Annotated in this window: 18 protein-coding genes and 1 other RNA gene; 14 read left to right on the top strand and 5 right to left on the bottom strand. The window is 63.6% G+C overall.

Annotated features, from left to right (window positions below; translation table 11 throughout):
• Window positions 1–170: 170 nt before the first annotated feature.
• Window positions 171–929 carry a Nif3-like dinuclear metal center hexameric protein gene (locus tag DOM56_RS14605; RefSeq protein ID WP_110709834.1) on the top strand — a complete coding sequence of 253 codons (759 nt, stop codon included), beginning with the start codon at window positions 171–173 and terminating at the stop codon, window positions 927–929.
• Window positions 930–982: 53 nt separating this feature from the next.
• Here the strand turns inward: DOM56_RS14605 and DOM56_RS14610 are convergent, their stop codons facing one another.
• Window positions 983–1,435: a DUF1043 family protein gene (locus DOM56_RS14610; protein ID WP_110709835.1), complete on the bottom strand. Its 453-nt coding sequence runs from the start codon at window positions 1,433–1,435 to the stop codon at window positions 983–985.
• 188 nt (window positions 1,436–1,623) lie between these two features.
• On the opposite strand from DOM56_RS14610, the gene zapE reads away from it, so the two are divergent.
• The 5 genes from zapE to DOM56_RS14635 all read left to right on the top strand — a co-directional run bounded on the left by zapE (window position 1,624) and on the right by DOM56_RS14635 (window position 5,164).
• Complete coding sequence (zapE, locus tag DOM56_RS14615) at window positions 1,624–2,799, top strand: cell division protein ZapE (RefSeq protein ID WP_232822316.1); 1,176 nt, start codon at window positions 1,624–1,626, stop codon at window positions 2,797–2,799.
• A gap of 211 nt (window positions 2,800–3,010) precedes the next feature.
• Entirely contained in the window at window positions 3,011–3,439 is a 429-nt protein-coding gene (gene rplM, locus DOM56_RS14620) for a 50S ribosomal protein L13 (RefSeq protein ID WP_110602351.1), read from the top strand.
• An 11-nt stretch (window positions 3,440–3,450) separates the two neighbouring features.
• Window positions 3,451–3,840: a 30S ribosomal protein S9 gene (gene rpsI, locus DOM56_RS14625; protein WP_087717922.1), complete on the top strand. Its 390-nt coding sequence runs from the start codon at window positions 3,451–3,453 to the stop codon at window positions 3,838–3,840.
• A 166-nt stretch (window positions 3,841–4,006) separates the two neighbouring features.
• Window positions 4,007–4,633, top strand: coding sequence for a glutathione S-transferase N-terminal domain-containing protein (locus tag DOM56_RS14630; RefSeq protein ID WP_110602353.1), 627 nt, complete (start codon window positions 4,007–4,009; stop codon window positions 4,631–4,633).
• Between the two features lie 36 nt (window positions 4,634–4,669).
• Window positions 4,670–5,164: a ClpXP protease specificity-enhancing factor gene (locus DOM56_RS14635; RefSeq protein ID WP_110709836.1), complete on the top strand. Its 495-nt coding sequence runs from the start codon at window positions 4,670–4,672 to the stop codon at window positions 5,162–5,164.
• Window positions 5,165–5,254: 90 nt separating this feature from the next.
• On the opposite strand, the gene DOM56_RS14640 is transcribed toward DOM56_RS14635, so the two are convergent.
• Genes DOM56_RS14640 through DOM56_RS14655 form a run of 4 tightly spaced genes read right to left on the bottom strand, consistent with a single transcriptional unit; the run spans window position 5,255 to window position 8,647 of the window.
• Window positions 5,255–5,809 carry a BON domain-containing protein gene (locus DOM56_RS14640; protein WP_110709837.1) on the bottom strand — a complete coding sequence of 185 codons (555 nt, stop codon included), beginning with the start codon at window positions 5,807–5,809 and terminating at the stop codon, window positions 5,255–5,257.
• A gap of 5 nt (window positions 5,810–5,814) precedes the next feature.
• Window positions 5,815–6,408, bottom strand: a complete 594-nt coding sequence (locus tag DOM56_RS14645) for a phosphoheptose isomerase (RefSeq protein ID WP_110602357.1) — start codon at window positions 6,406–6,408, stop codon at window positions 5,815–5,817.
• 18 nt (window positions 6,409–6,426) lie between these two features.
• Complete coding sequence (locus tag DOM56_RS14650) at window positions 6,427–6,795, bottom strand: YraN family protein (RefSeq protein WP_110602359.1); 369 nt, start codon at window positions 6,793–6,795, stop codon at window positions 6,427–6,429.
• A complete protein-coding gene (locus tag DOM56_RS14655) occupies window positions 6,779–8,647 on the bottom strand; it encodes a penicillin-binding protein activator (protein WP_110709838.1) in 1,869 nt (622 codons plus the stop codon). The genes DOM56_RS14650 and DOM56_RS14655 overlap by 17 nt, the downstream gene beginning before the upstream one ends.
• A gap of 240 nt (window positions 8,648–8,887) precedes the next feature.
• Here DOM56_RS14655 and rsmI point away from each other — a divergent pair, with 240 nt between their 5' ends.
• From rsmI to mraY, 8 genes are all read left to right on the top strand, one after another.
• Window positions 8,888–9,742, top strand: a complete 855-nt coding sequence (rsmI, locus tag DOM56_RS14660; protein ID WP_110709839.1) for a 16S rRNA (cytidine(1402)-2'-O)-methyltransferase — start codon at window positions 8,888–8,890, stop codon at window positions 9,740–9,742.
• 166 nt (window positions 9,743–9,908) lie between these two features.
• An RNA gene (gene rnpB, locus DOM56_RS14665) (RNase P RNA component class A) lies at window positions 9,909–10,259 on the top strand.
• Window positions 10,260–10,291: 32 nt separating this feature from the next.
• Window positions 10,292–11,272, top strand: coding sequence for a 16S rRNA (cytosine(1402)-N(4))-methyltransferase RsmH (rsmH, locus tag DOM56_RS14670; protein ID WP_110709854.1), 981 nt, complete (start codon window positions 10,292–10,294; stop codon window positions 11,270–11,272).
• An 8-nt stretch (window positions 11,273–11,280) separates the two neighbouring features.
• The gene (ftsL, locus tag DOM56_RS14675) at window positions 11,281–11,610 is read left to right on the top strand and encodes a cell division protein FtsL (protein WP_110602363.1); all 330 of its coding nucleotides are present in this window, start codon (window positions 11,281–11,283) and stop codon (window positions 11,608–11,610) included.
• Window positions 11,607–13,325 (top strand): penicillin-binding protein 2, encoded by a 1,719-nt coding sequence (locus DOM56_RS14680; RefSeq protein WP_110709840.1) that lies wholly within the window; start codon window positions 11,607–11,609, stop codon window positions 13,323–13,325. The genes ftsL and DOM56_RS14680 overlap by 4 nt, the downstream gene beginning before the upstream one ends.
• Window positions 13,322–14,875: a UDP-N-acetylmuramoyl-L-alanyl-D-glutamate--2,6-diaminopimelate ligase gene (locus tag DOM56_RS14685; protein WP_110709841.1), complete on the top strand. Its 1,554-nt coding sequence runs from the start codon at window positions 13,322–13,324 to the stop codon at window positions 14,873–14,875. Before DOM56_RS14680 ends, DOM56_RS14685 begins: the two co-directional genes overlap by 4 nt.
• Window positions 14,872–16,227 carry a UDP-N-acetylmuramoyl-tripeptide--D-alanyl-D-alanine ligase gene (murF, locus tag DOM56_RS14690; RefSeq protein ID WP_110709842.1) on the top strand — a complete coding sequence of 452 codons (1,356 nt, stop codon included), beginning with the start codon at window positions 14,872–14,874 and terminating at the stop codon, window positions 16,225–16,227. Before DOM56_RS14685 ends, murF begins: the two co-directional genes overlap by 4 nt.
• A gap of 9 nt (window positions 16,228–16,236) precedes the next feature.
• On the top strand, window positions 16,237–17,319 hold the full coding sequence (gene mraY / locus DOM56_RS14695; protein ID WP_110602368.1) for a phospho-N-acetylmuramoyl-pentapeptide-transferase: 1,083 nt from the start codon (window positions 16,237–16,239) through the stop codon (window positions 17,317–17,319).
• Window position 17,320 lies beyond the last annotated feature (1 nt).

A 17,320-nucleotide genomic window follows, 5' to 3' on the forward strand; every position in this document is an offset into this window, starting at 1 on the left:
CCACATCTGGCAGCGCTGTAGTGATCGAGGCGGCCGTGGCTACGCCGATGGAGCCGAAGCGGGATCGATGAAAGTACGATACGCTCGATGGCGCGGTGCGCAGTGCCTGGCACGATGGCGGTACGGACTAAAAGTGTAACATTCACCAAGGCTTTGCGCTGGGAGACAGTATGATTTCGCGGCAGATTCTCCTGGAGGCGGTCGATACGGAGCTGGATATCGACGCGTTCAAGGATTACACCGTCAATGGATTGCAGGTCGAGGGGCGGGACCGGATCGAGCGTGTCCTGACCGGCGTCACGGCGTGCCAGGCGTTACTCGACGAGGCGGTGGCCTGGAACGCCGATGCCGTGCTGGTCCATCACGGCTATTTCTGGAAAAACGAGCCGGTGAGCGTGACCGGCATGAAGCATCGGCGTCTGGCTACCTTGTTGAGCAACGACATCAATCTGCTGGCTTACCACCTGCCGCTGGACGCCCACGTCTCGATGGGCAACAACGCTTGCCTGGGGCAGCGTCTGGGGTTCGAGGTAGAACGCTGTCTCGATGGAGAGCTGGGCCGGGGGCTGCTGTGGATGGGCGTGCCGCAAGTTGAGCTGGACAGTGGCGCTCTGGCGGGGCTCGTCGAGCGGGCTCTGGGTCGGACGCCAACCCTGATAGAGGGGTGTTCCGGCGTCATAAGACGGGTCGCCTGGTGTACGGGAGGCGCTCAGGACATGTTGCCGATGGCCGCCGAGGCGGGTGCCGATGCCTTCATCTCCGGTGAAATCTCCGAGCGCACCACGCACATGGCGAGAGAGATGGGGGTGACCTATCTGGCAGCAGGCCACCATGCCACCGAGCGCGATGGTATCCAGGCGCTTGGCAACTGGCTGGCGGAACGTTTCGGTATCGAGCACCGGTTCGTGGACATCGGCAATCCGGCTTGAGGGGAGGGGTGGCAGCCGCCGGAACCCGTTGGGCTCCGGCGGCCTTCGACCACTCAGTAGCGGGGAGGCTGTGGAGCGGTGTCCTGCTGTTCGGTGGTTCTGCGTTGCCGGACGCCATAATCTTCGGCCAGCGTGCCGCCGGTACCGTCGGCGTAGTCGCGCGGCACCTGGGGCAGGTCGACCTCTTCGGCCTCTTCCTGACTGCCATGCAATCGACGTTTCAGCTTCAGGTCGTCGACCAGCTTGTCCGCACCCTGGATCAGGTGCTGTTCGAGATCATGGCTCTGGCGCTGAATGCTCGAGGCCAGATCGGCGACTTTGGCGAAGTGATCGTTCAGCGCATCCTTGACCTGATTGAGCTCCAGCTCCGTCTCGGCCAGACGCTGACGCACTTTCTGATTGCGGGCTACATTGGCGTTCAGCAGGTGGTAACAAAGGGCGCCGATACCGATGCCCGCCAGGAAGCAGGCGATTGCCAGGATCCAGTCGATATTGCTTTCGTTCACAGTGCGCTCCTCGTCGTCGTGCCCGGCACGACCTGTCTCAAAGACCCTTGCGTAAGGTCGGTGCGGTGCCATTATATCGACCCGCTCGGCTCTCGGGTCAAACCTTGCCTGTCTCCCCGGCACTGTCAAGACTTTCGTCGGAGAGTATAATCACGCCACTTGTTTCGAACTGAGGTCACGATACCGCCATGAGTTCATCCCATGCCGCGACGTCCCATCAAGGCACCATGACGCCAATGTCGCGTTATCGCGCGGATCTGGAGCGCGATGACTTCAGCCACGACGCCGCGCAGGAAAACGCCGTCAAGCACCTGCAGCGTCTGTACGACGATCTGCAGCGGACCCCGGCGCCCAAGCCCTCCACGCCCGGAGAGTCCAAGCTCTCGAAGGTGGCGGGGCTGTTCGGCAAGCGCAAGGCCGCCGAACCCGAGGCGCCCGCCAGGCCTGCGGTCATGGGGCTCTACTTCTGGGGCGGCGTCGGTCGTGGCAAGACCTACCTGGTCGACGTGTTCTACGAGTCGCTGCCTTTCGAGCGCAAGATGCGCACGCATTTCAACCGCTTCATGCAGCGAGTGCATCGCGAACTCGAGATCCACAAGGGGGAGAAGAACCCGTTGACCCAGATCGCGGCCACCTTCGCCAGCGAGGCTCGGGTCATCTGCTTCGATGAGTTCTACGTCAAGGACATCACCGATGCGATGATCCTCGGCAACTTGATGGAGGCGTTGTTTGCGCAGGGGGTCGTGCTGGTGGCGACCTCCAACATCGTGCCGGACGATCTCTACAAGGATGGCCTGCAGCGAGCGCGCTTCCTGCCGGCGATCGATCTGCTCAAGCGTCATTGCGAGGTGGTCAACGTCGATTCCGGGGTAGATTACCGCCTTCGCACCCTGGAGCAGGTGGAGATATTCCACTCGCCGCTCGACGCCGAGGCCGAGGAGCTGCTGGCGAAGAGCTTCCGCTCGGTTGCCGGCAGCGAAGGGCGAGAGAATGCCACGGTTGCGATCAACCACCGGGAGCTCAAGACCCGTCGTCTGCACGAGGGCGTGGTGTGGTTCGATTTCAAGGTGCTCTGCGATGGGCCTCGCAGCCAGAACGACTATATCGAGCTGTCGCGGGAATTCCATACCGTGCTGGTTTCCGACGTGCCGCGCATGGGGGCCGGAACCGACGATCAGGCGCGGCGGTTCATCAGCATGGTCGACGAGTTCTATGACCGCGCGGTCAAGCTGCTGCTTTCCGCCGAGACCGAGGTCGAGTCGCTCTATGCCGGGGGCAATCTGAGCTTCGAGTTCGAGCGCACGCTTTCGCGCCTTCAGGAGATGCAGTCTCGGGACTACCTGGCGCTGGCGCACAAACCCTGAACGGCGCGCGCCGCGGGCGAGCGCCAATGTCACAACGATACTGGTCTTTCCTCGCACATTGTGTGCGTGTACAATACGCGCTCTTCGATCCGTTGCCCTCCTGTCGGTAGTCGTTCATCGGCTTTCGATTGTGGTGGCAACCCAAGAAAAATAGGGATGGCCGAGAAGCCTGTGCTTCGACGCCCAAATACGCTTATTTGGTGAAACACTCATGAAGACGTTCAGTGCCAAGCCGCACACCGTGCAGCGCGACTGGTATGTCGTTGATGCCTCGGGCAAAACGCTCGGTCGTCTGGCGACGGAAATCGCGCGCCGCCTGCGTGGCAAACACAAGCCGGAATACACCCCGCACGTCGACACCGGCGATTACATCGTCGTCGTCAACGCCGAGAAGGTGCACGTCACCGGCAACAAGGCGCAAGCCAAGAACTACTACCGTCACACCGGTTACCCGGGCGGTCTGCGCACCATGTCGTTCGAGAAACTGATCGACCACGCGCCGGAGCGCATCATCGAAGGCGCCGTCAAGGGCATGCTGCCCAAGGGGCCGCTGGGTCGTGCCATGCACGCCAAGCTCAAGGTGTATGCCGGTACCGAGCATCCGCACGCCGCGCAGCAGCCGCAAGAACTGAACATCTGAGGGTAACCGTCATGGCACAACAGTATTACGGCACCGGGCGTCGCAAGACTTCTACCGCTCGCGTGTTTCTCAAGCCGGGCACCGGCAAGATCACCGTCAACGACCGCGAGCTGGGTGAGTTCTTCGGCCGCGTCACCGCGCAGATGGTCGTGCGTCAGCCGCTGGAGCTGACCGAGACCACTGGCCAGTTCGACGTCTACGTCACGGTCAAGGGTGGCGGTGGCTCCGCTCAGGCGGGCGCGATTCGTCACGGCATCACGCGCGCGCTGATGGAGTACAACGAAGAGCTGCGCCGTCCGCTGCGTGCGGCGGGTTACGTGACCCGTGACGCTCGTGAAGTCGAGCGTAAGAAAGTGGGCCTGCGCAAAGCACGTCGTCGTCCGCAGTTCTCCAAGCGCTGATCCCACGGGATTCGCGTCTGCGCACAACGCCCGGCTTACCCAGTCGGGCGTTTTGCTGTTGGTACGTGGTGCAGGGGTGTTCTGGCCTTCCGTGGCGATGGTTGGCGCCCAGCGGGGTTGCCCGTCGTGTTACCATTGGTCGTTGAATTAATGCGAGGAAAGTTTCATGGGTGTAGTGGCCAAGCGATCGTCGATGATCTTTTACTCCGGTAGTGATGATCATTTCAGCCATCGCGTCAGAATCGTGCTGGCGGAAAAGGGCGTGGCCGTCGATATCCTGGACGTTTCGGCCGATGAGCATAACGCCGAATTGGCCGATCTGAATCCGTACAACAGCGTGCCCACGCTGCTCGATCGTGACCTGGTGCTATACGAATCCAAGGTCATGATGGAGTACCTGGATGAGCGTTTCCCGCATCCGCCTCTATTGCCGGTCTACCCGGTGGCGCGTGCGCAGAGCCGCCTCTGGATGCATCGCATCGAGCGCGAGTGGTGCCCGCTGGTCGAGCAGATTCAGCAGGGGCCCAAGAAGGATGCCGACAAGGCTCGTAAGGAGTTGCGTGAGAGCCTGACCGGGATTTCACCAATTTTCGAAGACATGCCATATTTCATGAGTGAAGAGTTCACGCTGGTGGATTGCTGCATCGCGCCGATTCTCTGGCGTCTCCCGGCGCTGGGTGTCGAGCTGCCGGAAAAGCAGATCGCTCCGTTGATAAGCTACATGGAACGTGTCTTCGCGCGGGATGCCTTCAAGGTGGCGCTGTCCGAAACCGAACGTGAGATGCGTAGCTGAGGCGACGTCGCCGCAAGCTGCCCGAGAGGAGTTGACATGCTGACTAGCCGTCCCTATCTGGCGAGAGCCCTTTATGAATGGCTGCTGGACAACGAGCAGACCCCCTATATCGTGGTGGATGCTGGAAAGCCCGATGTCCGGGTGCCGCAGCAGTTCGTGCAGAATGGTCAGATTGTACTGAACATCGCGCCGGCCGCCGTGCGCGACCTGGCGATCGATAATGCGGCAGTCACTTTCGGGGCGCGCTTCAGCGGACAGCCGATGCAGGTCGTGGTGCCAATGGACGCTCTGATTGCGATCTATGCTCGTGAAAATGGTGTCGGCATGGTCTTTGGTCAGGAGCCGGTCATGCCGAGCTTCTCCAGCGAGGAGGAGGCAGCGCTGGAAGAAGAAGGGCGGCCGACGCTCGAGAGTGTCGAGAATCGCTCTGATGACGATACCGCCGCATCACCGGAACCGGCCGCCACCAAGGATGACGATGCACCCGGTCGTCCCGAGAAGGGCAAACCGTCGCTGCGCATCGTCAAGTAGCGGGGCCTTTGTTCGACGGATCCGCTTGGGTACCGTAGAGCCGCTGCCGAAGATCACTCGGCAGCGGCTTTTTTGCGCCTGGAGGGTGGGTCAGTTGAGGTATTCGAAGACCTTAACGATGCGCTGGACACCGCCCACACCCGACGCGGCGGCGGTGGCTTCGCTAGCCTGCTGCTGGGTCACCAGCCCCATCATGTAGACCGTTCCGTTTTCGGTGATCACGCGAATCAGATTGGCATCGAGATCCTCGTTGGCGACCAGATTGGCCTTGATGCGCCCAGTGATCCAGGTGTCGGTCATGCGCTGGCTGACCGGTGTGTTGGCGGACACCATCAGTTCGTTGTGCACCTGTCGCACGCTACGCACGTCGCGGGCGATCTCGGTGGCGCGCTGCTTGAGTTCGTCGCTGGGCACCTGGCCGGTCAGGAGGACGTTGCTGTTATAGCTGTCCACATTGATGTGGGCATCACCATACCGTGCATCCGCTGCGTTGAGGGCATTGAAGATCTTACTCTGGATGTTGCTGTCTTCGACCTTGGCGCCAGGGGTGCGCTCGGCGTAGTTCTCCTGCTGGCCGCCAGTGGCGCATCCGCCCAGTGTCAGCAGGCCGATCAGGCATGAGGAAACGATCAGTGTCTTCTTCATAAGGCTCACTCGTTGCTGCCAAAAAGCTGTTGGTCGATCAGATCACACAAACAGTGGATGACCAAGAGATGGACTTCCTGAATGCGGGCGGTGGAAGTGGCGGGAACGCGAATTTCGCAATCCTCCTGCCCCAGCAGGGACGCCATGTCGCCGCCATCCCTTCCGGTTAACGCGACGACGCTCATCTCGCGATCGTGCGCGGCTTGGATCGCCTGCACCACGTTGGCGGAGTTGCCGCTGGTGGAAATGGCCAGCAGGATGTCGCCCGGCTGGCCGAGGGCGCGAATCTGCTTCGAGAAGACATCATTGTAGCTGTAGTCGTTGGCGATCGAGGTCAGCGTCGAGGTGTCGGTGGTCAGCGCCAGTGCCGGCAGGCTGGGGCGCTCCCGTTCGAAGCGGTTGAGAAGTTCCGAGGAGAAATGCTGGCTGTCTCCGGCGCTGCCCCCGTTGCCACATGCCAGGATCTTGCCTTCGCTGACCAGGCACTGGACCATCATCTGGCTGGCGACCTCGATGAAGGGTGGCAGGACTTCGCTAGCGTAAGTCTTGGTGTCGATGCTGGCGTTGAACAGGTCGAGTATGCGTGCTTGAAAATCCATGAGATGCCTATTGAGCGGTCAATATGCGTCGAAGGCGGCCCGAATCCAGTCGAATTCGAGTGCGGGCAGACTTCCGGTCACGCCGACGACGTCGAAGCGGCAGGGGCATGATAGCCCGTGTGCATGAAGATAAAAACGCGCGGCCTTGATGATGCGCCGCTGCTTGGCGGGAGTGATCGTCTCGGCCGGGTGGCCGTAGTCGGACCTGCGGCGATGGCGGACCTCCACGAATACCAGATTTTCGCCATCGCGCATGATGAGGTCGATCTCGCCGCCTTTGGCATGCTGGTTGCTGGCGACCAGTGTCAGCCCGCGCGTTTCGAGCCAGCGGGCAGCGGCCTGTTCGACCTGCTGCCCGAGTTGACGCCGGTTATTGGGTGCCGTCATCTTCGGCGTCCAGCGCGAAACCGTTGAGGTCGGCGTTGGAGGCCCCTTGGCTTCCCTGCGACGACTCGCTGTCGTTGGAAGTCGAGGGAGAGCGGGTCGGGGCTGAGGCGGGTGCCGTCAGCAGGGGCTGCGGCGTGCCGGACTGGAACACCGCCCACGGCAGCGTGCGCTGGATGCGGCCGTCGTCCCGCGCCTGCAGCGTACCCGTCGCACCGAAGATCTGCGTGTTCGGCAGCGCCTGAATCAGCGGCAGGCGGCGGGCCAGTTCGTAGGCGTCGACGCCCATGGCGTTGAGCTTGAGTAGGCCCGGATCGTTCTCGCCTGCCAGTTGCTGGTAGGTGGAGACGAACGGTAGCGCATCCGTGCCGCCCACGGCGGCATCCGGGATCATCCATGGGATATCGACGAACTGCACGCCGTCGAGATCGTGATCGGCGCGCGGTTGCGGGATGCCTTCATAGAGATGTGACGTGGCATATACCGGAAGGTCTCCGGCGTAGTAGAAATCCAGTGTCGGCGGGACCTGGCGAGCGTAGCTGGGCAGTGCGAGCAGGAACAGCATGTCCATGCTCGAGGGGTCGCTGTTCAGGAGCTTGCGGACCGCGGTAGCGACGGAGCCCGAGGGGTCGTAGCTGACCACCGAAGCCACCGTTCCGCCTTCACCCTCCCAATTGTTGCGAAACGCCGCCAGTACTCGTGACCCCCATTCGTTGTCGGGGATCATGATGCCAGCGCGACGGCGTCCGTCGAGATGGGCGCGGTGAGCGACCTGGCGCGCTTCGTCCTCTGCCGACAGGCCGTACTGGAACAGGTTGGTCGCCTGGTCCCGGGGGTGTTCGCCGTAATTCAGTGCGAGGGTGGGTAGCGGAACGCTGCTGCGGGTTTCGAGTTCGCTCACCTTGTCCTTGTCGAGTGGGCCGATGACCGCCTGGGCGCCGCTCATGGTGGCCTGAGCGTAGAGGGCATCGATGTTCTGCTGGCTGGAGTCGACGAAGGTCAGGCGCGGGGTTCGCTCTCCCTGGTTTTGGGCATCGCTGGCGCGAGTCTCCAGGCCCTGGCGAATGGCCGATGCGATGTTGGCCAGTGGGCCGCTGTTCGGCAGGAACACGGCGATCTGACTGATTTCATTGCCTTCGATCTGGCGTAGTGCCGACAGGTCCTGCGGGAGTCGCCGATTGGCAGGGTGGTCCGGGTAACGGCTGCGCCACTGATCCAGGCGGTCGAACAGATTGGAGATGTCACCGCCGCTGGTGCGATAGAGTCGAGCGAGATCGACCCAGCCTTGGGTGATCGGATCGCCATTCGTCGCGGCCAGTGCATCAAGTGCCGTGGGGCTCAGGCTCGAGAGGGGCTTCCAGATGTCATCATTCAGCTCGTAGGGCGCGTTCTCCCGCTGCAGATCGATCAACAGCCGGGCCGAGGCCTCGGGTTCGCCGATCATCTCCAGCGCGAGGCCGCGGCGGTAGCGTAGCGTCTGGCGGTCGTCGGTGGAGAGATTGGCCTGGGTGTCGAGAATGTCGGTTGCCCGGATCGCGCTCCAGCCATCCTCCTCGGCCAGTGCGCTGTCGGATAGTACCAGTGCCCAGCGGGTGCGTTGCGCGTCATCGAGTTGGGTGCTGTCGATCTGGCCAGCGATCTGGAGCGCCTGCGCCGTATCGCCCTGGCGTGCTAGGATATCCGCCGCCTCGAGCCGGGACGCGGCGGCCTGAGGGCCGCTCTGGCTGTTGGCCTGCTCGAGCAGCTCCTGCGCGCTGGGGCCGCTGACGCCTTGCATCATGCTCTGGCCCGCACAGCCTGCCAGTATCAGGGTTGCCATCAATGGCAGTAGAAGTCGCCGCAGCGCGTAACGCATAGTGTCGTTCCCTTTACGTGTAAGTGGTCGCGCGCGATCGATAGCGATCCTGGATGCTCCGGTCGTCTATGACCGGGTTTCGAGGCGCCGACCCGTTCCCGTTCCGCTGGAGGCTGCTGCGGTCCGGCGGCCGATGACCGCCCGCCGCTGCCTTGCGGAGGCTTCCTTGATGAGTTGAACACCGACGCCACCGCTGGCGGTCATCGATCTCTGAATGCACGTTAATCCGGATGGTACCGAATGAGCGAGACAAAGGAAGGCGTATTGTACGTGGTCGCCACGCCGATTGGGAATCTCGAGGATCTGAGCGCGAGGGCCGGGCGCGTCCTGGCGGAGGTCGATGCGATCGCCGCTGAAGACACGCGTCACACCCAGCGTCTGCTTCGGCATCTGGGCGTCGAGCGTCCGCTGATTTCGCTGCACGAGCACAACGAAGCGGCTCGTGTGGATCAGTTGCGAAGACGTCTTCTCCTCGGCGAGCAATTGGCGCTGGTGAGCGATGCCGGGACACCGCTGATCTCCGATCCGGGGTTCGTGCTGGTCAGGGAGCTTCGCCGTTCCGGCTGCAGGGTCGTGCCGGTCCCTGGTCCCTGCGCGCTGGTTGCCGCGCTGAGCGCCGCCGGCCTGCCCACGGACAGGTTTACCTTCGAGGGGTTTCTGCCGGCCAAGTCCGGGGCGCGCCGGAAGCGGCTGGAAGCGGGTGCCTGGCGAGAAGAGACGCGTGTGTTCTACGAATCCCCCCACCGGATTCGCGATCTGCTGGATGATCTTGCCGCGGTGGTCGGGGAGCGCCAGGTGGTGCTGGCGCGTGAGCTGACCAAGACCTTCGAGACCCTGCTGGAGGGATCGGCCAGCGAATTGCTGGCGATTATGGATGCCGATCCCGACCAGGCGCGGGGCGAGTTCGTGGTGATGCTGGCGGGGTCGCCGCCGAAGGAGGCGTCCGCCGACGATGCCGAGGGTGAGGTCCTACTTCGCGCGTTGCTGGCGGAAGAGGTGGCGGTCAAGAGCGCGGCGGCGATCGCAGTCCGTTTGCTGGGCGGGCGGCGCAAGCACTGGTACCAGATGGCGTTGTCGATCAAGTCGGAGGCCTGAGCCAGCGCCGTCCCGTTGCCGGGATTCGGGTATCGATCTCGTTGTTGCCAGCGCCGAATTGGTGTCGGTGTCTGGAGACGGTTTGCCGGCGGTGACAAAAGCTTTTGCCCGACGCGTCAATGCTGTCTTGAGAGGGTCTCGGGGGGCTGTTATTCTTGCGCGCTTGGGAGTCGGCCAGACAGTCGCCGCCGGCATGTCCGGGGGAGGAAAGTCCGGGCTCCATAGGGCGAGGTGCCAGGTAACGCCTGGGCGGCGCAAGCCGACGGCTAGTGCAGCAGAGAGTAGACCGCCTAAGCAGCGATTCGCTGCCGGTAAGGGTGAAAGGGTGCGGTAAGAGCGCACCGCGCGCCTGGCAACAGTGCGTGGCATGGTAAACCCCACCTGGAGCAAGACCAAATAGGGATCCTTTGGCGCGGCCCGCGCTGGATCCGGGTAGGTTGCTCGAGAAACGTGGCGACGCGTTTCCTAGATGAATGACTGTCTTAGACAGAACCCGGCTTATCGGCCGACTCCCTCTCCGATTTTTTGCCGTTCAACACCGAGACACGCATGCTGCACCGCGACAAGGCTCCACAGGCACCCCAGGGCGGTGCGGCGAATCGTTCCGACTTTCGCCACACCAGCGTGTTGCTCGACGGTGCGGTGGACGCACTCGTGCAGTCATCCTCCGGTGTCTATCTCGATGGTACCTTCGGGCGTGGTGGGCACTCCCGGGCGATTCTCTCGCGGCTCGATGACCAGGGGCGGCTGATCGCGATCGATCGCGATCCCGCCGCGCTGGCCGTCGCTGCCGAAATCGACGACTCGCGCCTGACGGTGTGTCGTGGCGTGTTCGCCGAACTGGATAGGCATGCCGAGGCGTGCGGCGTTTCAGGCCAGTTGAACGGTATTCTGCTCGATGTCGGCGTCTCCTCTCCCCAGTTGGACGACCCCGGCCGCGGATTCAGCTTTCTGCGCGACGGGCCGCTGGATATGCGCATGGATCCGACATCGGGAACCAGCGCGGCCGAGTGGATCGCGCGTACCAATGACCAGGAGATGGCGCGGGTCTTCAAGACTTACGGCGAAGAGCGTTTCGCCAAGCGAATCGCGCGCGCCATCGTCGCCGCGCGTCAGGAGACGCCGATCGTCGGCACCCATCAACTGGCCGAAATCGTCAAGGCGGCCCATCCCGCATGGGAGAAGGGGAAGCACCCCGCGACCCGCGTGTTCCAGGCCATTCGCATTCATCTCAACGACGAGCTGGGGCAACTGACCCGCGCGCTGGATGTGGCTCTTGAGTCGCTGACGGTGGGAGGGCGGCTGGTCGTCATCAGTTTCCACTCGCTGGAGGATCGACTGGTCAAGCGGTTCATCCGTGATCAGTCGAGAGGCGATACGCACTTGCCCCGCGGCATGCCGGTACGCGAGGATCAACTTCACAAGCGGCTCAAGCCGATAGGCAAGGCGATGCGTGCCAGCGATAGCGAGGTCGACGCCAATCCTCGCGCACGCAGCGCCGTCATGCGCGTCGCCGAGAAGCTGGAATAGGGAGCAACATGGCCGTTCAAGGACGACGCAATGGGTTGGGGGTGGGCAACTGGCCATTCGCTCGACGCCTGGACCTGCGTTCCGCTTTGCTGGGCATGGTCATCATCGCGCTGCTGATAACGGCGCTGGCCATCATCAGTACCTCTCACCTGACCCGGGTCCAGTACGCGCGATTGCAGAAGCTGGAGAACCAGCGCGATTCGCTGCAGACCGAATGGGGTCGGCTGCTGCTCGAGGAGAGCACTTGGTCCTCCCCGGCCCGGATCGAGTCACTGGCCAGTAAACGGCTGGACATGCGTGTCCCCAGTGTCGATGAAGTGAAGGTGATTCATCCATGAGTGCGTCCAGACGCGCTGCGACAGCGAGGGCTCGCCGACCGGATGCCCCCCTGGGTGCCGGGCGCTACTGGTTCATGCTGTTGGTCATCCTCGTCGCGCTGTCCGCGCTTGTCGGCCGAGTGGTCTATCTCCAGGTCGTCGATCGCAGTTTCCTCCAGAACCAGGGGGATGCTCGGACCCTGCGCGTCGAGACCATTGGGGCTCACCGCGGCATGATCAGCGACCGCAACGGCGATCCTCTGGCCATTTCCACACCGGTGATCACGCTATGGGCTAACCCTCAGGAGCTGCCGAAGGATCCGATCCAGCAGACGCTGTTGGCCAAGGCGCTCAAGGTGGATCCCGGGCAGTTGCAGGATCGCATTTCCCGCTACTCGGACCACGAATTCATGTACCTGCGTCGCCAGCTGACGCCCGCCGCCGCCAAGCCGGCGCTGGATCTGCAGATGCCCGGCGTCTATTCGCGTGACGAGTACAAGCGCTATTACCCGGCGGGGGAAGTGGCGGCGCAGCTCGTTGGCGTGACCAATGTCGACGACAAGGGACAGGAAGGGCTCGAGCTCGCCTACAACCGCTATCTGACCGGCCAGCCGGGCAAGCGTCGAGTGCTGAAGGATCGCAAGGGGCATCTGGTTCGCGATCTCCACCTGATCGACGAGGCCAAGCCGGGGGGCGACCTGACGCTGTCGATCGACCTGCGCCTGCAGTACATGGCTTATCGTGAACTGGCGGCGGGGATCCGCAACAACGACGCCGATGGCGGCTCGTTGGTCATGCTGGATGCGCGTACCGGCGAAGTGCTGGCGATGGCCAACCTGCCCTCCTATAACCCCAACAACCGCAGTGACGTCGACGTCCGGGGCCTGCGCAACCAGGCCATCACCGATGCGATCGAGCCTGGGTCGGTGATGAAGCCGCTCGCCATGTCGGCGGCACTCGCTTCCGACAAGTTCACGCCGGAGAGTATCATCGACACCTCGCCGGGCTGGATGGTGGTGGATGGCTATACCATTCGCGATTTCCGTAACTACGGCAAGTTGTCACCAGCCGGTATCCTGCTTCATTCATCGAACATCGGGATGTCCCACATCGCGCTGGAGTTGCCCAAGGACGCGATCTGGAATCGCTATCGCGAACTCGGCCTGGGCCAGTCGCCCGGCACCGGATTTCCTGGCGAAAATAGCGGTAGCCTGCCATCGCCGACCAATCTGCCGCGCAGCGCCCAGGCGGCGATGGCCTACGGCTACGGCGTTGCCGTGACGCCGCTGCAGCTGGCGAGCGCCTATACCGCCATCGCCAACGATGGCAAGCGGCTTTCTCCGTCGCTGCTCAAGCTCAACGGCAAGCCGGAGAGCGAGCAGGTGATCTCGGCCACGGTGGCGCACGAGCTACTGGCGATGATGGAAAAGATCGTGCAGCCCAACGCCGGTGGCCATCTCGCGATGGTTCCCGGCTACCAGATCGCGGGCAAGACCGGCACCGTGCGCAAGGTTACCAGTACCGGCTATCAGGAGACCGAGTACCGGGGGCTGTTTGCCGGTATTGCCCCGGCCTCGAATCCGCGTATCGTCACCGTGGTGATGATCGACAATCCCAAGAAGGGCGACTACTACGGTGGCCTGGTCGCCGCTCCCGTCTTCAGCCGCGTCGTTGGCAGCGCCTTGCGTCTGCTCGACGTGCCGCCCGATGCGCCGCAGAAGGAAACCGCGCCATGAGAATCGATGCCGCGCGGCTCGCGACCGCGCTGACCGAGCTATGGCCCGATGTCGCCGCGCCTTCGGACAAACCTGTGTCGCCCGAGCGACTCGCCGCCTGGCTTCCGGCGGCAGCCGAAGTGACGCTGACGCAGGATAGTCGTCAGGTCGAGCAGGGCGACCTGTTCCTGGCGGTGCCGGGCGTCAGTGTCGATGGGCGCGAATTCATCTCCAGGGCACTCGATGCCGGGGCCGTCGGCGTGCTCTGCGAGGCCGAAGGGCTGGCGGAAGACTGGACCACCGACGAGCGCGTTCTCGCCCTGCCCGGATTGACATCGAGCTTAGCCGCGCTGGGTCGCCGGCTTTTCGCGGTGCCGGAGTCGCTGCAACTGATTGGTGTCACCGGTACCAACGGCAAGAGTTCGGTCACGTACTACATCGCGACGCTGCTGGAAGCCCTCGGCACTTCGGCTGCGGTGATCGGTACGCTGGGATACGGCCGACCCGGCGACGTTCGCGCCGCGGTGCAGACCACCCCAGGCCCGCTGGCCCTGCAGCAGATGCTCGGCGAGCTGGCCAGCGGCGGGGTCGAGATCGTTGCCATGGAGGTGTCATCGCACGCGCTGGCCCAAGAGCGACTTAGTGATACCCGAGTGGATGCAGCGGTCTTCACCAACCTGAGTCGAGATCACCTGGACTATCACGGCAGCATGGCGGCCTACGCCGCCGCCAAGGCCCGGCTGTTCAGGCGGAGCTCGGTTCGGCTGGCCGTCGTCAATGGTGACGATCCCTTGGCTCGCCTGATGCTGGCGGGGCTGCCGGACGGTACTCGGGTCCTGGCGACCGGCGGCGGCGAGGCCACCACGTTGCGCGTCGTCGATTGCGAAGCACTTCCCAACGGTCTGCGCGCCATTGTCGCCACGCCGGAGAACGAAGGCGTCCTAGAGCTGGCGTTGATGGGGCGCTTCAACCTCGACAACGCTCTGCTGGCGATCGCCACGCTTCATGGTCTGGGCTATCCCCTGGCATCCCTCTGGCAAGCCGCCTCCGCGCTGCAGCCGGTGCCGGGGCGTATGCAACGGCTGCCGCGAGACGGCGCCGGCAAGGCGCCGGTGGTGGTCGTGGATTATGCCCACACGCCGGATGCGCTGGAGAATGCGCTTTCCGCGCTGCGTGACCATCTGCCGGGCCGCCAAGGCAGTGCCCTGTGGTGCGTGTTCGGTTGTGGCGGGGACCGTGACAGCGGCAAGCGTCCCCTGATGGCGGCAATCGCCGAGAAGCTGGCCGATCGCATCGTCGTCACCGACGACAATCCCCGGAGCGAAGACCCGCAAGCCATTCGCGACCAGATTGTGGCCGGACTGTCGCCGGAAGCTGGGGTGGAGAGCTGGTCGGTGGAGGGGCGTGAAGCGGCGATCGAGCGGGTTATCGCGGCGGCGGGAGACGAGGATATCGTGCTGATCGCGGGCAAGGGCCACGAGGATTACCAGGAGATCGCCGGTATCCGCCAGCCGTTCAGCGATGTCGAGGTGGCGAGCCGTTACCTTCGCCTGCGGGAGACGTCCGCATGAGCGATAGACTCAGTGGCATTGCGGCACGCCTCGGTGCCGATCTGGCGGGCGTCGACGCCGAGGTGCTCCGGGTCGTCACCGACACGCGCGCGCTGCTGCCTGGCGATCTGCTGGTGGCGCTGCAGGGCGACCGTTTCGATGCCCACGATTTTCTTGCCCAGGCGCGTGAAAAAGGGGCAGTGGGGGCTGTCGTCTCACGTCCGGTCGCCGATCCCCTGGCCCAGATTCAGGTACCCGATACTCGGCTCGCGTTGGGGTTGCTGGCGCGGGCGCACCGGCTCGAGTGGGATGGCAAGCTGGTTGCGGTGACCGGCAACAGTGGCAAGACCACGGTCAAGGAGATGCTGGCATCGATTCTGTCGCGACGAGCGCCGACGCTCGCCACTCGCGGCAATCTCAACAATGACATCGGCGCGCCGATGACGCTGCTCGAACTTGGCGCCAAACACCGCTACGCCGCCGTCGAGCTGGGTGCCAATCATCTCGGCGAGATTGCCTGGACCACCGCGCTGGCCAAGCCGCAGGTGGCGGTCATTACCAATGTCACCGGGGCCCATGTCGGCGAATTTGGCGGCATGGGCCAGATCGCTCAGGCCAAGGGAGAGATTCTCGCCGGCCTGGCCGCGGATGGCTGCGCGGTTCTCGATCGGGAGGAGCGCTATTTTCCGGTATGGCGAGCCCTGGCGGGACGTGCCCGAGTGATCGACTTCGGGATCGAGAGCGGCGCCAGCGTCACCGCCCGTGATCTGGTGTGCGATGCGGGTGGGCGTTATGCTTTCACGCTTTCTCTGCCGGGCGAGACATCGGTACGCGTCTCGCTGGCCTTGATGGGGCGACACAATGTGCGCAACGCGCTGGCCGCGGCAGCCGCGGCACAGGCGCTGGGGCTCCATGCCGCGGAGATCGTGGCCGGGCTCGAGGCGTGTCGGAGCATGCCGGGGCGCATGCAGGTGATCGATGGGGTGCGTGATAGTCGCCTGATCGACGACACCTACAACGCCAACCCCGGCGCCATGCGCGCGGCACTCGAGACCCTGGCATCACTGCCGGCGCCGCGCTGGTGTTTCCTTGGCCCCATGGGCGAGATGGGCACCGAGAGCGAGCGTCTGCACGCCGAGATCGGTCAGTTGGCGAGCGAGCTCGGACTCGATTTTCTCGGCACGTACGGCGAACCCGCACGTGCCGCAACGGAGGCTTTCGGCAACGAAGGCCGTCATTTCGATGACTGGGCGACGCTAGAGCGTTTCGCCCAGGATCAGCTTCCTTCCCGGGCCAGCGTACTGGTCAAGGGTTCTCGCAGTGCCGGCATGGAACGACTCGTTGCCGTACTGCGTGATGATGCCTCAAGGTGAATCTGACTCATGCTGCTTTTTCTGGCTGAACTGCTTACCCATTTTCAAAGTGCTTTCAATGTTTTTGGCTATCTGACCCTGCGCGTGATCCTGGGCACGTTGACGGCGTTGTTTCTCAGTCTGTGGATGGGACCGCAGATGATTCGTCGCCTGGTCGAACGCCAGATCGGCCAGGCAGTGAGGGACGATGGCCCCCAGTCCCACCTGTCCAAGGCGGGAACACCGACCATGGGCGGGGCGTTGATCCTGATCTCCATCGCGATCAGCACGCTGCTGTGGGGCGACCTGACCAACCATTACGTGTGGCTGGTACTGGCGGTCACGCTGGGTTTCGGCGCGATCGGCTGGGTCGACGATTTTCGCAAGGTGGTGGAGAAGAATCCGCGCGGCCTGCCGGCCCGCTGGAAATATTTCTGGCAGTCGGTGATCGGTCTCGGCGCGTCCCTGGTTCTCTATTTCACCGCGGCGAGTCCGGTGGAGACCAGTCTGATCGTGCCGCTGTTCAAGGACGTGGTGATCCCGCTGGGCCTGTTCTACATCGTGTTGAGCTATCTGGTCATCGTCGGCAGTTCCAATGCGGTCAACCTGACCGATGGTCTCGACGGCTTGGCGATCATGCCGACGGTACTGGTCTCCATGGGACTGGCGGTCTTCGCCTACGCCAGCGGCAACGCGCTCTTCGCCAACTACCTGCATATACCCGAGGTGCCGGGGGCCGGCGAACTGGCCGTGTTCTGCGGCACCATCGCCGGGGCCGGCCTCGGGTTTCTGTGGTTCAATACCTATCCCGCCCAGGTGTTCATGGGTGACGTCGGTGCGCTGGCATTGGGCGCGGCGCTGGGCATCGTCGCCGTCATCGTGCGCCAGGAGATCGTCCTGTTCATCATGGGGGGCGTCTTCGTCATGGAGACGGTGTCGGTCATCCTGCAGGTGGGGTCCTACAAGCTCACCGGTCGGCGCATCTTCCGCATGGCGCCGCTGCACCACCATTTCGAGCTGAAGGGGTGGCCAGAGCCCCGCGTCATCGTGCGTTTCTGGATCGTCACCGTCATGCTGGTCCTGCTGGGGCTGGCGACATTGAAGCTGCGTTGAA

It is taken from the genome of Salinicola sp. CR57 (genome assembly GCF_003206585.1).
GTDB lineage: Bacteria > Pseudomonadota > Gammaproteobacteria > Pseudomonadales > Halomonadaceae > Salinicola > Salinicola lusitanus.